General features: G+C 62.6%; 18 protein-coding genes. 7 read left to right on the top strand and 11 right to left on the bottom strand.

Annotated features, from left to right (window positions below; translation table 11 throughout):
- Positions 1-243: a hypothetical protein gene (locus tag VGF98_15140; protein ID HEY1682980.1), complete on the bottom strand. Its 243-nt coding sequence runs from the start codon at positions 241-243 to the stop codon at positions 1-3.
- 75 nt (positions 244-318) lie between these two features.
- Here VGF98_15140 and VGF98_15135 point away from each other — a divergent pair, with 75 nt between their 5' ends.
- The gene (locus tag VGF98_15135; GenBank protein ID HEY1682979.1) at positions 319-1,254 is read left to right on the top strand and encodes a hypothetical protein; all 936 of its coding nucleotides are present in this window, start codon (positions 319-321) and stop codon (positions 1,252-1,254) included.
- Here the strand turns inward: VGF98_15135 and VGF98_15130 are convergent.
- The 3 genes from VGF98_15130 to VGF98_15120 form a co-directional block, all read right to left on the bottom strand.
- A complete protein-coding gene (locus tag VGF98_15130; protein ID HEY1682978.1) occupies positions 1,235-1,501 on the bottom strand; it encodes a hypothetical protein in 267 nt (88 codons plus the stop codon). The genes VGF98_15135 and VGF98_15130 overlap by 20 nt on opposite strands.
- Before the next feature lie 169 nt (positions 1,502-1,670).
- The gene (locus VGF98_15125; GenBank protein HEY1682977.1) at positions 1,671-3,209 is read right to left on the bottom strand and encodes a multicopper oxidase domain-containing protein; all 1,539 of its coding nucleotides are present in this window, start codon (positions 3,207-3,209) and stop codon (positions 1,671-1,673) included.
- 12 nt (positions 3,210-3,221) lie between these two features.
- Entirely contained in the window at positions 3,222-4,340 is a 1,119-nt protein-coding gene (locus VGF98_15120) for a hypothetical protein (GenBank protein HEY1682976.1), read from the bottom strand.
- Positions 4,341-4,433: 93 nt separating this feature from the next.
- On the opposite strand from VGF98_15120, the gene VGF98_15115 reads away from it, so the two are divergent.
- Positions 4,434-4,847 carry a GNAT family N-acetyltransferase gene (locus VGF98_15115; GenBank protein HEY1682975.1) on the top strand — a complete coding sequence of 138 codons (414 nt, stop codon included), beginning with the start codon at positions 4,434-4,436 and terminating at the stop codon, positions 4,845-4,847.
- A gap of 7 nt (positions 4,848-4,854) precedes the next feature.
- Here VGF98_15115 and VGF98_15110 read toward each other — a convergent pair whose 3' ends face one another.
- From VGF98_15110 to nrdR, 3 genes are read right to left on the bottom strand one after another with little or no spacing between them, the layout of a single operon-like run.
- Complete coding sequence (locus VGF98_15110) at positions 4,855-5,829, bottom strand: 2-dehydropantoate 2-reductase N-terminal domain-containing protein (protein HEY1682974.1); 975 nt, start codon at positions 5,827-5,829, stop codon at positions 4,855-4,857.
- Positions 5,826-6,296 carry a dUTP diphosphatase gene (gene dut / locus VGF98_15105; protein HEY1682973.1) on the bottom strand — a complete coding sequence of 157 codons (471 nt, stop codon included), beginning with the start codon at positions 6,294-6,296 and terminating at the stop codon, positions 5,826-5,828. Before dut ends, VGF98_15110 begins: the two co-directional genes overlap by 4 nt.
- Complete coding sequence (gene nrdR, locus VGF98_15100) at positions 6,286-6,738, bottom strand: transcriptional regulator NrdR (GenBank protein ID HEY1682972.1); 453 nt, start codon at positions 6,736-6,738, stop codon at positions 6,286-6,288. Before nrdR ends, dut begins: the two co-directional genes overlap by 11 nt.
- Positions 6,739-7,144: 406 nt before the next feature.
- Between nrdR and VGF98_15095 the strand changes: the two genes are divergently transcribed.
- From VGF98_15095 to VGF98_15075, 5 genes are read left to right on the top strand one after another with little or no spacing between them, the layout of a single operon-like run.
- Positions 7,145-7,984, top strand: coding sequence for a DNA-processing protein DprA (locus VGF98_15095; GenBank protein HEY1682971.1), 840 nt, complete (start codon positions 7,145-7,147; stop codon positions 7,982-7,984).
- A complete protein-coding gene (locus VGF98_15090; GenBank protein ID HEY1682970.1) occupies positions 7,981-8,442 on the top strand; it encodes a 23S rRNA (pseudouridine(1915)-N(3))-methyltransferase RlmH in 462 nt (153 codons plus the stop codon). Before VGF98_15095 ends, VGF98_15090 begins: the two co-directional genes overlap by 4 nt.
- Positions 8,423-10,090 (top strand): arginine--tRNA ligase, encoded by a 1,668-nt coding sequence (gene argS, locus VGF98_15085; protein ID HEY1682969.1) that lies wholly within the window; start codon positions 8,423-8,425, stop codon positions 10,088-10,090. The genes VGF98_15090 and argS overlap by 20 nt, the downstream gene beginning before the upstream one ends.
- Positions 10,091-10,111: 21 nt before the next feature.
- The gene (locus tag VGF98_15080; protein ID HEY1682968.1) at positions 10,112-11,842 is read left to right on the top strand and encodes a hypothetical protein; all 1,731 of its coding nucleotides are present in this window, start codon (positions 10,112-10,114) and stop codon (positions 11,840-11,842) included.
- Between the two features lie 50 nt (positions 11,843-11,892).
- Positions 11,893-12,603, top strand: coding sequence for a hypothetical protein (locus VGF98_15075; GenBank protein ID HEY1682967.1), 711 nt, complete (start codon positions 11,893-11,895; stop codon positions 12,601-12,603).
- Here VGF98_15075 and VGF98_15070 read toward each other — a convergent pair.
- From VGF98_15070 to pyrF, 4 genes are read right to left on the bottom strand one after another with little or no spacing between them, the layout of a single operon-like run.
- Complete coding sequence (locus VGF98_15070; GenBank protein ID HEY1682966.1) at positions 12,600-13,607, bottom strand: AI-2E family transporter; 1,008 nt, start codon at positions 13,605-13,607, stop codon at positions 12,600-12,602. The two genes, VGF98_15075 and VGF98_15070, sit on opposite strands and share 4 nt — an antisense overlap.
- A 50-nt stretch (positions 13,608-13,657) precedes the next feature.
- Complete coding sequence (locus VGF98_15065) at positions 13,658-14,119, bottom strand: GNAT family N-acetyltransferase (GenBank protein HEY1682965.1); 462 nt, start codon at positions 14,117-14,119, stop codon at positions 13,658-13,660.
- Complete coding sequence (gene pyrE, locus VGF98_15060) at positions 14,116-14,685, bottom strand: orotate phosphoribosyltransferase (protein HEY1682964.1); 570 nt, start codon at positions 14,683-14,685, stop codon at positions 14,116-14,118. Before pyrE ends, VGF98_15065 begins: the two co-directional genes overlap by 4 nt.
- Positions 14,682-15,401, bottom strand: a complete 720-nt coding sequence (pyrF, locus tag VGF98_15055; protein HEY1682963.1) for an orotidine-5'-phosphate decarboxylase — start codon at positions 15,399-15,401, stop codon at positions 14,682-14,684. The genes pyrE and pyrF overlap by 4 nt, the downstream gene beginning before the upstream one ends.

Below are 15,401 nucleotides of genomic sequence, written 5' to 3'. Positions count from 1 at the left end.
TTACTCCGATTGGCGGAGCAGCAGCCAAAAGCTCGGCGATTCGGTGATGAAAGCCGGAAACTTGGCCTTGTGAATCGCGAACGCTTCGGTGTCGTTGCGGCCGATCATCTGCGCGCCGATCGCAACGAGCGGGTTGGCTTTTGCTTTATTGATCTGGCGCCCTAACTCGTAACCGCACAGTGCGGTGATGCTGAAGTACGCAACGCCGACGCCGACGATCAGAGAGAGCACGATACGGAACATAACCTCGCAATTCGCGCCCGCGACATCCGCGGCCTCGCGCAGGGGCGATGCCGCGCGGGGCGGTAGCGGTCATCGGTGAGTGACGCAAGCATTCTTCGCTGGTTGATAGAGGGCGATCCGGCGATTCGCTGGCACGCCTTGAACGACTTAACCGATGCGGCGGCCCAAGCCGTAGCCGCCGAACGCTCGCGCGTCGCCACCGAAGGCTGGGGCAAAGCGCTGCTCGACCGGCAAATGCCGAACGGCGCCTGGGCCGAGCCCGACGACGGATGGATGATCTCGATGGACGCGCTGGCGCTCTTGCGTGAAATGGGGCTCGACCCGAAAAGCCCGCAAGCGCAAAACGCGATCGCGCGTGTCCGGCAAAGCTTACATTGGGAAGCGCTCGACGGCCGGCCGTACTTCGAGGGCGAAACCGAAGCGTGCATCAACGGCGCCATCCTGGCTTTCGGCAGCTACTTCGGCGAGCGTTGCGACGCGATCGTCGAGCGCTTGTTGAGCGAACAGCTTGCCGACGGATGGAACTGCGAAGCACCGGCCAGCGTGCGTTCGTCGTTCAACTCGACGATTCGCGTTCTCGAAGGATTGAACGAATACGAGCGCCGCTGGGGGCACGACGAAACGGTCGCCGCAGCGCGGTTGAGAGGCCAAGAATATCTGCTCGAACGGCGGATGTTCCGCCGGCTGAGCGACGGCGCAGAAATCGACCAACGCTGGACGCGCTTCGCGTATCCGACGACGTGGCATTACGATATTTTGCGCGGGCTCGATTACCTTCGAAGTGCCGGCGCAAAACCCGACGCGCGCGCGAGCGAAGCGATCGAAATCGTGCAAGCGCGCCGCCATCAAAATAGCCGTTGGCCGATGAATCGCGTCCATTCGGACCGGCTAGGATTTCCGATCGAACCCGAAACCGGCCGCGCCAGCCGCTGGAATACGTTACGCGCGATACGCGTATTAGACTGGTACTTCGACCGCCCGAAACGGAGCGCTATTTCGAGCGGGCGTTGACCGTCGCATAGGCGATGCTTTTCGCCTCGGTCTCGGACTTACCGGCCTTTTCTTCCGAATCGATGATGTGCTCGGCTTGGCGTTTTTCTTTCGCCGTGTAACGGTGATCGTCGGGATTCCGTTTGTTGACGGTCGCGTAACCGATTGCTGTGGCTTCGGTCGCCGAATGCCCGCGAACTTCCTCGCTCTTTTCGATGTGCTCGACTTGCCGGTGCTCTTTGGCCGTGTACCGATGTTTGCTTGCCATTCCGCTCCTTTGCCCGCGCCGCGCCCGCGCTAATCCTAAGAAGAACTCAAGGGGCCAAAAGTGCGGCGGGCTCGTAAATAATAAGGGTCCGCGACGGCCCCGCCCCAATCCGGAGCCGCCGCGGTTCCGTGACGGCTCCGCGTAGGAGCCGCCACGGATTGTTGTTCGCCTAGATCGCAGTGATCTTGGCCATCATGCCGGAGTCCTCATGATCGAGGATGTGGCAATGGAACATAAACGTACCGGCGATGATCGGATCGCGAAAATCGACCAGCATCGTGAGATAGCCGGGTTTCCACGAACCGTTGACGCCGGGAATGCGATGCGGCACGACCGCGCTATCTTGCCAAATCGGATGCTGTACGGTAGCTCCGTTGATCTGCACCACCAAGAAATGCACCTGATGGATGTGGAAGTCGTGCACTTCCTCGGTGACGTTGACGACGTTCCACTTCTCGACCGTGCCGGTATGCACGGTGAACATCGGCCCATCGCCCATATTGAACTGCTTGCCGTTGATGTACATGCCGTTGTTGTCTTCACTCAACACGACTTTTCGTTCTTGCGAATACGCCGGCATCGGCCCGGAGAACGCGTTATGCGGCAGTTGCGCGCCGACGCTAAGCGGTCCGGTCGAGCGCGCGAAGCGCGCCGACTGGCCCGCTCCCTTCGATCGCAAATCGGCGAGCACGTTCATCGGATCCGGATCGCCCGTTGGACCCGAGTTATAGCATAGCGTGCGAAACTCCGACGTTCCACTTGCAGACCCGGTAACGACGAACTCGGCGCGCGCAGCCGGCGGAACGACCAAACTCGGCATCGTTTCGGTCGGCGGAGTTCCGGGATTAACGTCGAGCGCGTAGCCGTCGACCGCAACCACGTCGAGCGTTCCGCCGTCGACCGCGAGCTTGAGATTCTTATGTCCGGTCGCGTTGATGACGCGGAAAAATTGACGTTCGCCGGGCTGGATAGCGATCGTCGGACGCACCGCGCCGTTGAGGGACGGTTGCAATCCGGGATCGGGCCCGCACGGGTTGCCGTTGCTGTCTTCGTCGTTGTGACGAACGCGCAGGTTCTGCTGGGCGACGCTGATGTCGGTGTCGCGAACGATGATCAGCCGCTCTTTCATCGATGCCAACCCCGGCAAGTGATCTTGCAAACCATCGATCACGATCGCACCAGACATGCCTGCCTGGCCAACTTGGTAGTCGGTTTGCGGGAAGACGTGCGGATGATACCAGTACAATCCCGGCTCTTGATTGCTCGGGACCGGAACGACGTAATGCAGCGTTCCGCCCGGCATTGCCAACATCGTGATCACGTCGTCGGCCGGCGCCTTCGGAGATACCGTCAGACCGTGAAAATGCAGATTCATGTCGCTGGCGCGGCCGCCGGCCGCCGGCAGTTCGTTGGCAACATCGACCACGATCGTCTCGCCGGGCTTCACGCGGATCGTCGGCATGATGCCTTTTTGGCCTTTCCAAACGAACTCCGGAAAGCCGGTCGCCGCGTCGATTTGTGCCGTCAGCGATACCGTTGCGACGCCGTGTTTGGCAAACACTTGCGGAGGTTCGGGCAACGGTCCGGACGATGTCGGGGCCGAGGTCGAAGTGGTTTGCGGAACCACGCCTCCTCCGGCGCCGCCACCGCCGCCACAGCCGGCGAGGATCGCAAGTGCGATCGAACAACCCAACCAACGCTTTAACATATCGACGATCTCTTAATAGGCAAACATCAACCCGGTGCCGAGCTGATAGTTGCCTTGCGACTTGGTGCCTTCGAGGGTAAACCGGTAGTGGCTGGCGGGCCGCAAAACGAGCGACAGCGTGCCTTGATTAACGCGTAGGTTGAACGGATCGTACACGCTGTCGTACCGCGCATAGAGCGCAACGGCGCTGTTGAACGCATACGACGTTTGCAGAAAGCCGCCCGAGGATCGGGCGCCGTTACCGAAACCGTAGGCGCTCGTGTCGTAGCCGTTCTGAATGATCCCGACGGCGCCGAATTTGCCTTCCTGAAAGCCGAGCCCATACGCTTGCCGGTAAAAATTATCTTCGATCGGTTCGAGGTGTTGCTGGCCTTGATAGCGGTACAAGTACGCCGTAAAATTGCGGCCGATATTTTGCGACACGGTGCCCATCAAATCGATGCCCGATATCGGAATGCCGCTGCTGCGCGTGTAGGCTTCGAGGGTATCGAAATGCGCTTCAAAGCCGTGACGATCGTCGGTGAATGAGAAATCTGCGCCGATATCGGGATCGAAAAAGTTGAACGGATTGCTCGCAACCGTCTGGCTATAGAGCAGATAGCCGGAGAGCGTAGGCCGTTGCGTTTCGGGATCGACCGGCAACGGCAGCGTGAACTGTCCAATCTTGGCGTGAAACGTCGGCCCGATCGGATCGCGCGCCTTGTCGTACTGGTCGAAGTTCACCCACATATCGCGTGGCTGGCCCGGCAAGCCGTCGTCGACCAGATACTGCTCGAGCCAATACGACGTGTTGTTGCCGATAGAACCGCCCGACAGCACTTCGATTTCGTTGACGATGAATTTTGGCAGCGGTTGTGGGGCGCCGCCCGGGTCGTCGCTATCTCCACCTCCGGCGCTGTTGTATTGCAGCTCGGTTTTCACCGCGACCGGCACGACGCCGCGCCCCCCAGGCAACCGGAAACCGTGGCTCTGGAAATACTTACCGAACGCATTCAGCTGCGGAATGGTGGTGTGGCATTGCTGGCACGAAAAGCCGTACCGGTGGGCAAAAATCGGGAGCGCCTGCCCCCGCCCAGTGTTACTCACGAACCACGCAGCCCCCAAGGCCAGCGCCAGTAGCCAGATCCGCACCGTTACCTCCGATTTAGGTGCTCCTAACTACGTCCTTAGGTTGGCCTCTCCTTCTACCTAGGAAAGCCGAATCAGCACGTCGCAGGGCCCGCCATGCATCTTCGCACCGCCAAATCGGAAGAGTTACCGCTCCTGGCGAGCCTGCCGCACGCCCTTCACTACGAACATCCAAGCACGTTCATTCGCCATGCGCTGGGCACCAAGGAATGTCTCGTCGCCGATATCGACGGCGGCGTCGCCGGTTACGTGGTGTGGGACCGCGGATTTTACGCGCGACCGTTTCTATGGATGCTCGGCGTGTCGCCGGACTATCGCCATCACGGGGTCGCGTCGGCGTTGATCGAGCGCGTCGAACAACTCAACACCGGCCATCGCCTACACACGTCGACCAATGAGTCGAATGGCGCGATGCAAAGCGTGCTCGAAGGTCTCGGTTTTGCGCGCGTCGGGCGTCTCGACGATCTCGACGCCGGCGACCCGGAAATATTTTACGCCAAGCAGTTGTAGCGAAAAACTACTTGCGGGCGCGCGCCTTGGCGCGACGCATTTCGGCCACAACTTCGGCCTCGAGCGTTTCCGGTCGCTCGCGGTATTTCGCCCATAACGGCGGCGTATGCGCGATATCGTCGAGCACGCGACAATAGATCGCGTTGACCGGCGTGCGCACGTTGTGGTCGTGTCCTGCAGCGGAAACGGCACCGTTGATGAAGTCGACTTCGGTTTGCGGCCGCCCGCTACGCAGATCCAGCAACAGCGACGGCGGCTTGGTTCCGCGCGCGGAAACGATGCTGCGCGCCAGCAATCCGCGCGCTACCGGACTCGGCAACGATGCGACGCCGAACAACGCGCGAACGGGATATCGCGGAAGGTCGACCGGCGTCAGTTTCATCGCTTGCATCACGGCGCGAATCTCGCGAATCATGCGAATTTCGAGCGTGAAGATCTTCTCAAAATGCACCAACCGATTCGGCAGCACGTTCAAGATCGCGCAACTCGCGTTGGCGACGGCGTTGAGCGCCAGTTTACTCCACTTGAGCGCGCGCCAATCCTCGACGACTTTCACCGTCAAACCGGCTTCAGAAAACGTAGCGATCAGCCAGTTATACGATTTCGAACCGACCGGCGCCAGTGCGACGCCGCCCTCGTTGGCGGTATTCACGCGCCCGTCGCGATCGCGGCCCACCGGCGTCGTCAGCGCTGCCGCAACGACGTTATCGGCGCCGAACGCCGCCGCTAATTTTTCTTCGTTGCCGACGCCGTTTTGCGGGGTCACGAACACGCACTTCGCAGGATCGCGAATCGCTTTTCGCAAGCTCTCGACGGCCGAGTCGGTATCGTACGCTTTGGTCGTTACCAACGCCACGTCGGCGTCGACCGGAACGACGTCGTCGATCGAACGCGGAGCGTATTCCACATCGAGACCGACGCGCGCCAACGCGTCGCCGAAATACGAGCCAACGGCGCCGCGGCCGACGATATAAATTTTCACGACGCTCGATCCGTCGATCCGAAACCTCCGGCGCCGCGCACGCTTTCGGGCAACTCGTCGACCGCGCCGAACGCTGCACGCGAAACGGGCGCGACGACGAGTTGGGCGATGCGATCGCCGCGCTGGATCGTCACGTCCTCGCTTCCGAGATTGGCCAACAGCACGCAGACTTGTCCGCGATAATCGGCGTCGATCGTCCCGGGCGAGTTGAGGCACGTCACGCCGCTGCGTAACGCCAGACCGCTGCGCGGGCGCACCTGCGCTTCATATCCGGGCGGAAGCGCGATCGCAATGCCGGTCGGCACCAGCGCGCGCGCTCCGGGCGCGAGAACGACTGGTTCGTCGACGGCGGCCCGCAAATCGGCGCCGGCGGCGTGTTCGCTCATGTATTCTGGAAGCGGTAATCCATCGAGCCCGGGAAGGCGCTTGAGCGCAACGTGCACCGTCGCGCCCGCGTCATTTGGCAAGCAGCGCCGCCAGTTCTTCGCGAAAGCTCTCGATATCGCGGAACGAGCGATAGACGCTGGCGAATCGAATGTACGCGACCGGGTCGAGCGCCTTGAGCGCTTCCATCAACTTTTCGCCCACGAAGGACGACGAAACTTCGCTCTCGCCGCGCGCCAACAACTCGCGCTCCAAGGCGGCGGCCACGACTTCCATCTGGCTTTCAGAAATAGGCCGTTTCTCGCACGCCTTGCGCAGCCCACCAAGCAGTTTTTCGCGGCTGAACTGCTCGCGACGCCCGTCTTTCTTTACGACAAAAAGGCGCGGCGCTTCCATCCGTTCGTACGTGGTAAAACGGTGCTTGCAACGCGGATCGAGGCACTCTCGACGCCGGCGGACGACCGTTTCGTCGTCGCGTGAATCGACGACGCGCGTCTCGCTCTTGCGGCATGTCGGACAGGTCAGCGGTGCACTCCAAGGCCCATATGTAGTGGGTTCTCACAGTATACGTCACTATCCGTTGTGAACGCAAAAAGGACCGCCTTTGGCGGTCCTCGCGCGGCTTATGTACGCGGGTTGTTAGGCCGCGGCGCCGATCTTGAACATCTTGGTACCGCATACCGTACATTTACCTTCGGTTGCGGGACGTCCGTTCTTCATCGTAATCTGAACGGCGTCTTTAATCTCTCGCTTCGTCTTGCATTTAACGCAATACGCCTCTGCTGCCACTAGTCTACCTCCGTTGGGGCCAGCCTATTCCCGTGGACCCAGGCGATTCCCCCCGCGCTTGGATAGCCGGGCACCCTTGCCGCCGCGTCGAGGCGGGGGATAGACGGGCGTGGACGAGCCGGATCGATACTCCCGCGAGTCCATGGAGGCGGTTCGAGAGGACCGCGGTCTCGACGCATCGGTCGGCGGCGGCTGGTACGTCGGGACCCTCGAATGCCTGCGGCGGCCGTGCGTGGCTGTCGTAGGGACGCGTGCGGCGACGCCGTTGGGGAAGCGGCTGGCTCGTGAGTTCGGCCGCGACCTGGGGGCGGCGGGCTGCACGGTTGTCTCGGGGCTGGCGCTCGGCATCGACGCCGCGGCGCACGAGGGCGCACTCGAGGCTGGAGCGCCCACCGTCGGCGTCCTCGGCGGCGGCCACCACCACTTCTTTCCGGCTCGCAACCGCGACCTGGCCGAACGCATGGTAGCCGGTGGCGGCGCCGTCATCTCTCCCTTCGAGCCCGATGAGCCGGCGCTGCCGTATCGATTTCTGGAGCGAAACGTATTGGTGGCGGCGCTGGCCGACGCGCTCGTGGTGATCGAGGCGCCGGCCAGGAGCGGCGCGCTCAACACCGCCGGGCTGGCGGGCGGACGCATTCCCACGTTCGCCGTCCCAGGCGACGTGGACCGGCGGCACGTGGCGGGTTGTCTGGCGCTGATTCGCGATGGATCGATCTTGGCACGCAGCGCCGTCGACGTGCTCGAGGTGCTGCGCATCCCGCCGGTACTCCCCAGCCTCGAAGCGTTCGCGCCATCCGGTCCGGCGGACCGGGCGATTGCTGCGGCGCTGAGCGAATCGCCGCGCACCATCGACGAGCTGGCGGCGGCCGTCCGCCTCGGTGTACCCGCGCTACTCGCTGCGTTGACGTCGCTCGAACTGCGCGGATTCGTCGAATCGCGAGGCCCCGGTGTCTATGCACGTAAAACCGCCCGCAAGCCATGATCGTGCGCCTAATCGCCGTCGACCGGATTCGAAGCTCGTACGTCGCCGCCGCTTGCGACGATATGCGCTCGCGCCTCTCGCACTACCACACCTACCAAGAAATCGAAGTGCGTGCCGGCGACGGCAGCAATCCGGCGTCGGCAATGCGCGACGAAGGCGAACGAATTCTCAAGCACGTCCGGCCGGGCGAGCCGGTCTGGCTGCTCGATCGCGGCGGGATGCAACTCTCGAGCCCGCAACTGTCGACGCGCTTGGATGCGGTCGCCCGAGACGGAATGCAACGCCTGACGCTCGTCATTGCGGGCACGTACGGCGCGGCTCCGGCGTTGCTCGAACGCGCCGATTTCACGTGGTCGCTCTCGCAGCTCACGTTCTTGCACGAGTGGGCGCGCATGCTGGTGCTGGAACAGTTGTATCGCGCGGCGAAGATCGCGCGCGATGAGCCCTACCATCACTGATCCGCGAACGCACGCGCTCGACGGATTCGCACAAGCGCTATCGGCTGCGGCGTCCGCGCTGTATCCCGATGCGCCTGCGGTCGTGGTGAGTTTTGAATCGCCGCGGCGCGCGTCGTTTGGCGACTTTGCGACCAACGTCGCGTTTTCGCTGGCGAAATTCGCTCGCCGCTCGCCGCAAGACGTCGCATTGGCACTCGTGGAGCGGGTTCGCGAAACTGAGGCATCCCGCGCGTTCACCGATGTCGCCGCGGTCGCCGGGTTCATCAATCTACGGCTCTCGCCGACGATCTGGCAGGCCGAGTTGGCGCGGCTGGCGCGCGATGGCGGCGACACGCAACGTACGGATCGCAGTGGGCGCATCTCGCTGGAATTCGGAAGCGCCAATCCCACCGGCCCGTTGGTCGTGGTACAGGGGCGCTCGCTGTCGATCGGCGACGCCCTGGCGCGCGCCATGCGCTACTGCGGATACGACGTGTTCACGGAGTGGATTATCAACGACGCCGGGGCACAGATGCAGCTCTTGGGCGAATCGTTATACGCACGCTACCGTCAAATCGAAACGCCCAAATTCCCGTTTCCCCAAGAGGGCTACCCGGGCCAGTACCTGATCGACATCGCGCAAACGCTGCGCGAACGCGAAGGCACGCACTGGGACACCGCCTCACGCGATGAGTGGCTGCCGTATTTTCAGCGCTTCGCCCGCGACACGATCGTCGAGCAGCAGCAATTGCTGGCCGAGCGCTTCGGCGTTCGCTACGACCTGTGGCAGAGCGAGTTGGAGCTGCACGAACGCGGCACGATCCAGAGCGGAATCGACGGTTTGCAGGGCCGCGGGCTCACCTACGAATCGGACGGTGCGGTGTTCGTGCGCACGACCGATTTTGGAGACGATAAGGATCGTGTGGTCGTGCGCAGCGACGGGCGGCCGACCTATTACGCGCTCGACGTTTCGTATCACGACGAAAAGCTTGGGCGCGCCGATCGCGTGATCGACATTCTCGGGCCGGATCATCACGGCTACGTCGGACGCCTTAATGCGCTAGCGACCGCGCTCGGGCGTCCGGGATGCATCGACGTGTTGATCTCGGGTCAAATCACGCTCGTTCGCGACGGCCAACCGGTCAAGATGAGCAAGCGCGCCGGTCAAATCGAAATGCTCGAAACGCTGCTCGACGAAGTCGGCAACGATGCGGCGCGCTTCTTCTTCGTCATGCTGTCGCCCGAGTCGCCGCTCAACTTCGATCTTTCGCTGGCGGTGGCTCATAGCAACGATAACCCGGTGTATTACGTGCAATACGGTCACGCCCGCATCGCCTCGGTGCTACGCAACGCCGGACACGACCCGCAAGGCGCGCCCGATGACGGCACCTTGAGCGTTTTGACGATGCCGACCGAATTGCAGTTGATTCGGCGTTTGGTCGAGCTCCCGTCGATCGTCCAAGGCGTCGTCGATCATCTCGCACCCCACCGACTAGCGCGCTACGCTCGCGATGTTGCATCGGATTTTCACGCGTTCTACGCCGAGTGCAAGATTCTCACCGACGACGCGACGACGCGCCGCGCGCGTCTCACATTATGCGTCGCGACGAAATCGGTGTTGGCGACCGCGTTACATTTGTTGGGCGTCTCCGCTCCCGAATCGATGTGATTTGAACGCGGTCGCGGTACCTTGAACGCGATCGCGGCAGCGCTCTGGCTGCTCGGCATCGGCTATGCCGGCGGCGCGCTCCGTCGCGATGGCCGCGCGTCGATTGCCGATCGCGTGCGCGATGCACTCGTTATCGGCGTCGCGATTCCGATCGGGCTCGCGCTCGTTCATCTGTTGTATCCCGCGGCGTGTTGGATCGTGCTCGCGATCGTCGTCGCGATCGCCTACGTTCGAAGCCCGCGCATTCGCACGAACGACGTAGCAGAACCCATTCCGTACGTTCTGGCCGCCGCCGTGTTCTTCGTTGCGTGGCCACAACTGATGCGTCCGCCGCTGGACGGCGACACGCTGTCATATCACTTGCCAAACGCGGCAGCATGGGTGCATGCCGGCAGCATGTGGACCACCGACGGGCGCTACTGGTGGTATCCGCCGGCCAGCGAAGCGTTCGCCGCCGGACTCTACGCGGTCAGCGGTCCGTTTGCGGTTGGTTGGGCCGGTTTCGGCGCATTAGCACTGCTCGGATTGCGCTTAGCCACATGGTTACGCGAGCGCTGCGGTGCGACGCCGCTGCTAGCCGATATCGTCGCCGCGGCGGCGGTTACGGCTGCTCCCGTAGCGCAGCAAGCCGGTTCGCTCCAGAACGACGTGTGGCTGGGCGCATTTTTTCTCGAGTCGTTGTGGACGATGCTCTACGAACCTGCGGCCGCGGCACGCACGGCGGTCGTCACCGCGTTGATCAAACCGTACGGCTGGGTCTTAGCGGTCGTCGCGGCTGCAACGACGCGAGCCGCTCGCGGCGTATGGATCGCGCTCGCCGCCGCAGCGGTGCTGTGGTTCGCGCACGATGCCCTGCTGTGGCATCGTGCACTGGTGCCGCCGGCCGAAACGTCCTACGCCAACACCTGGAGTTCGACGATCCTCGCCAATGGCTTCGGCGCGCTCGCCTTACTCGTGCGCGTTAGTTTCACCGTCTCGCCGTTTTTCGCACTGGCGTTGCTGGCCGCGTTTGCCGGCCCGTTGCTCGACCGCGAACCGCGTCGTGCGATCGGATATTCCGCGCTCGCCGCAGGCCTTTTTTTCTTGGTGATGCCGCTAGCGTTTGTCGACGTCCATCCAGAACTCGCCAACGGGACCTCGTTGCGGTACGCCGTTCCGGCGATCGCGGCCGGCATCGTGGCGGCCGGTCCATGGATCGCGCGCTTTTCAATCGGCACGCTCGTCGTGAGCGCACTGTCGTGCGTCTTTGGCGTTGCAACGACGGCGGCGATTTACTGGAACGACGGCGGGACGCGCACCGCGCTTGCCATCGGTCCGTTAGCCGCGCTCGGCGCGTACCTTTCGCAACGAACGAAAACTGTAGCCGTGTGCACGGTCGCATTCGCATTGTCGATCGTCGCCGCGTCGTCGTTGGCGGCGCGCCACCCGGTTGATTATTACACCGACACCTACGCGGTCGACGGCAAAGCGTCGCGATTGTTCGCGTGGATCGCGCGCACGCAGCCCTCGTCGGCCGGCGGCTGGGGCATCCGTATCGGCGTCGTCGACGTTTTAGCCCCGCACGCCCGCACGCTCGATCTGCCGGAATCACAACCCTGCGCCGCTGCGCGCGCTGCGAACGTAGCGCTCGTTGCGCTGGCGGAGCAAGACCGCTCGCCTTGGTACAACGAGCAACGTCTACGCGTCGCAAGAGCCTGTGGATACGTCACATTCCTCGACCCACTCGCGGTCGTGAGCGGGTTTTCTCCCTAAAAAGGCGTATTTAACTCTTACTAAGTCCCTGCACCCCTAGGAGAGCCCGCATGAAGTTATCATTTGCGGCCGCTGTCGCCGTTGCAGTTATTGCAACGGGCTGCGCCGGAAATTACAATACCAGCCCACAATCGTCCGGCATCGCCGGATCGAATGCTGTCGCTGCATCCGGCTTACATCAGCCGGCCCCCACCCAGATGAACGCCGCAGCGGCCGCGCACATCCAAGTTTCCAACGCCGTCTCGCCCGACGAATCGAAAGCCGCGGCCTATTGCAAACAAACCGGCGGTACGGTGTACACGCGCGTTCCGGTGTACGGCACCAACGATCCGTCGTCGGAGTTGCAGCTTTCGGGACAGGCAAAGTTCTGCCAATACACCGACACCACCACCAGCGGTGGATCGCGCATTCACATCCTGCTCTCGACCCTGTACACCACCAAACCGACGTTGGCCGCTCTGGCGTATCTGTTCCCGCCGCCGTTAGGCTCGTGCAGCGGTAATCCCGCGTCGTGCTACTGCAGTACGCTTGGCGGAAGCGACCTCTTCGGTGGAATCAACGCTGCCGGCGGCGGCTGGGTCAACAACAAATCCACGGATCAAGTTCTGGAAGCGTGTATCTTCCCGGATATGTCGTCGATCGATTCATGGGGTCTCGCGTACCACTCAGCCAGCATCATTCGCGGAATCGATCTGACGAAGGTGATGCGCTACCAGTACCCTGGTAATGCCTCGCGCGTATTCAGAGGTTCGAAAGGTTAGTTTCGATCCAGCTGCGCGTGCAGCCACGGCGCCATGAAATAGCGCCATAGGATCTTTATTAACGCAGCGACCGGGATCCCGAGAATCAACCCCGGGATCCCGAACAGCTCGCCCCCGGCGAACACTGCGAACATCGCGCCGATCGGCGAGACGCCGACGGATTGGCCCATGATCTTCGGAACCAGCACGTTATCGCTGATGCGCGCCATTCCGAACATGATCACTTGCACCCAGAGCACCATCCATACGCCTTGCGGCAAACACATGGGAACGGCGACGATTTCCGCGATCAGCATGCCGATGATCGGGATCGCGTATGCGACCGCCGAGATGATGCCCAGAATCAGCGAGAATTTAAAGCCGATCGCCGCGCTCGCTACCGCGATCACGAAACCGGTGATCGCGCTCACCGCGATCTGACCCGCGATATAGTTGCCGAACAGCTGCGTTACTTCGGCCGAAAGCTTACGCGCCGTCTCGCGCTTGTTGGGCGGAAACATCCCGGCGAACCACTCGACGATCTGCGAGTCGTTGAGCAGGAAGAAAAACGACAGAATGATCGCCGAAAAGGCGACGAACAGTCCGGCGGCGGTGTTGATCGCGATGGTTCCCAGCGAAGCAAGCGCCGCGGCGACGAATCCGGTCAGCTTGGTCCCGGTGAACGACGAGACGCTGAGGTTGGCTTGGGGAAGCTGCAGCTGCGGGAAGTGCTCGGACAATGAGTGCTGCGCGCCGCCGATAAAGCTTTGCGCCGCAGTCGCGTAACTAGGAAGGTTGGTCGCCAGCAGCTGCACTTGATCGATCGTCAGCGGCACCACGAACAACATCGCGACGGCGATCGCAAGAAACAACACCGCGAACACCGCGGCGATCGCTAACGGTTTGGGCATGTGCTTCTCGAGGCGGCGTGCGACCGGACCGACACCGAACGCGATGAACGCCGCAATCGTGAAGATCGAGATCGTACGCGGAATGTGTGCGGCCACCCAAACGGCTGCCAGCAAAACGCACAGACCGGCGACGATCCAGGCGATGCGCCGCCAGAGCTGCGGGTTCAGAGCCGTTTACTCAACAGCCGCCGCTCGGTGGCGTAGCCGCCGCTTCCGTACAGCGCCTGCGCCGCGGTGTTCTCCTCGGTTACCATGAGGGCTATATACGGCAGGCCTAGCTCGATTGCTTTACGCTCGGCCGCTTGCAACAGTGCCGCACCAATGCCGGAGCGCTGCAACTGCGGTTCGACCGCCATATACGCCACGAACGCTTGCGGCAAGCCGGTCACGTCGTCCGGCAGCCCGTCGAGCATCAGCAAAAACCCCGCCGGGCGGCCGTCTACCTCGGCGATCAGCACCACGTGCGATTGAGCTCGAATCGTGTCGATCAGCCGGTCGAACGCATTCACCACGAAACGCTCCGGCGCCGGTCGCACCGAAGCGATGCTGCTCGACGCGGTTCGCCGCCCGAGATCGCTGACGAACGGCCAGTCGGCGGCGTTTCCGGTTCGGACGCTCGGGGTCAAGTCCGGCGCGAGCCGGGATCGTCGATCGGAACCTCCGCGGCGCACAACGGACATTCGCTCGGATCGTACGATTCCAACGGCATGTGCAGTAGTGCGACGGTCGGAACGCCGAATTCAGCGGTCCCGCGCACTACGATCGCACCGACGCCGACCACCTGCGCGCCGGTCGCACGCACGACGTCGATCACCTCGCGCACCGATAATCCTGTGGTGACGACGTCTTCCACGATTAGCACGCGATCGCGTGCGTTCAACGCAAAGCCTCGACGCAACACGGCGCGCCCATCTTCTTTTTCGACGAAAATTCCGCTAACGCCGAGGCTGCGCGCCGTTTCGTAACCCAGCACGATTCCGCCGACGGCGGCACTCACCACGACCGTTGGACGCGCATCGGCAAAGGCGCGCGCGATTTCGGCCGCGAGCGGTTCGACGAGCTTAGGATCTTCGAGAATTCTGAACTTCGAAATGTAGCGATCGCTGTGACGTCCGGAGCTTAGCCGGAAATGACCCTGCAGCAACGCGCCACGTTCGGCCAACCGCTGCGTGAGTTCGGCTGAAATGCTCACACGACGGCAACGCCGTCTAATTCGTCGAGAATCGCGCGCGCTGCAGCTAGCGGATCTTCGGTCTGTGTGATCGGTCGTCCGACAACGACGTAATCGGCGCCGGCGGCGGCGGCGTCGGCCGGCGTCACCACGCGCTTCTGATCGTTGTGATCGCTGCCGCGAGGCCGGATGCCGGGCGTCAGCGTCAGAAAGTTTTCTCCGAAGAAGTTTTTCAAGTCGCGTACTTCCGGCACGGCGCACACGACGCCGGCACAACCCGCATCGCGCGCGAGCGCCGCGAGTCGCGTCGCATTTTCTCCCGGGCCGCCTTGTAGACCCAGCTCGTTGAGATCTTCCGGTGCGATGCTGGTAAGAATCGTGACGGCGAAGATCTTCGGTGCCGCGATACCGAGTTCGGCCGCACGCTCGCCGGCCGCCTCGACCGCCGCCTGCATCATCTCGTTGCCACCGAGCGCGTGCACGTTGATGATCTTGACGTTTGTCCGTACGAGGCCGCGTATCGCGGCAGCGACGGTGCGCGGAATATCGTGCAGTTTTGCATCGACGAAGATCCGCACGTCGCGCGCTTCGCAGTATGAAAAGATGCGCTCCGGATACGAGCAGAGCGCCTCGAGTCCGATTTTGAAGATTGGGTCGAGGTCGTACAGGCGATCGACCAGGGATTCGGCCGCAGCGGCGTCCGGCACGTCGAGCGCGACGATGAGTTGCGGTGCCAT

It is taken from the genome of Candidatus Tumulicola sp. (assembly GCA_036490475.1).
In the GTDB taxonomy this organism is placed as follows: Bacteria; Vulcanimicrobiota; Vulcanimicrobiia; order Vulcanimicrobiales; family Vulcanimicrobiaceae; genus Tumulicola.
Note: the sequence above shows the minus strand (reverse complement) of the source record. Positions and strands in the feature narration are given on the sequence as shown.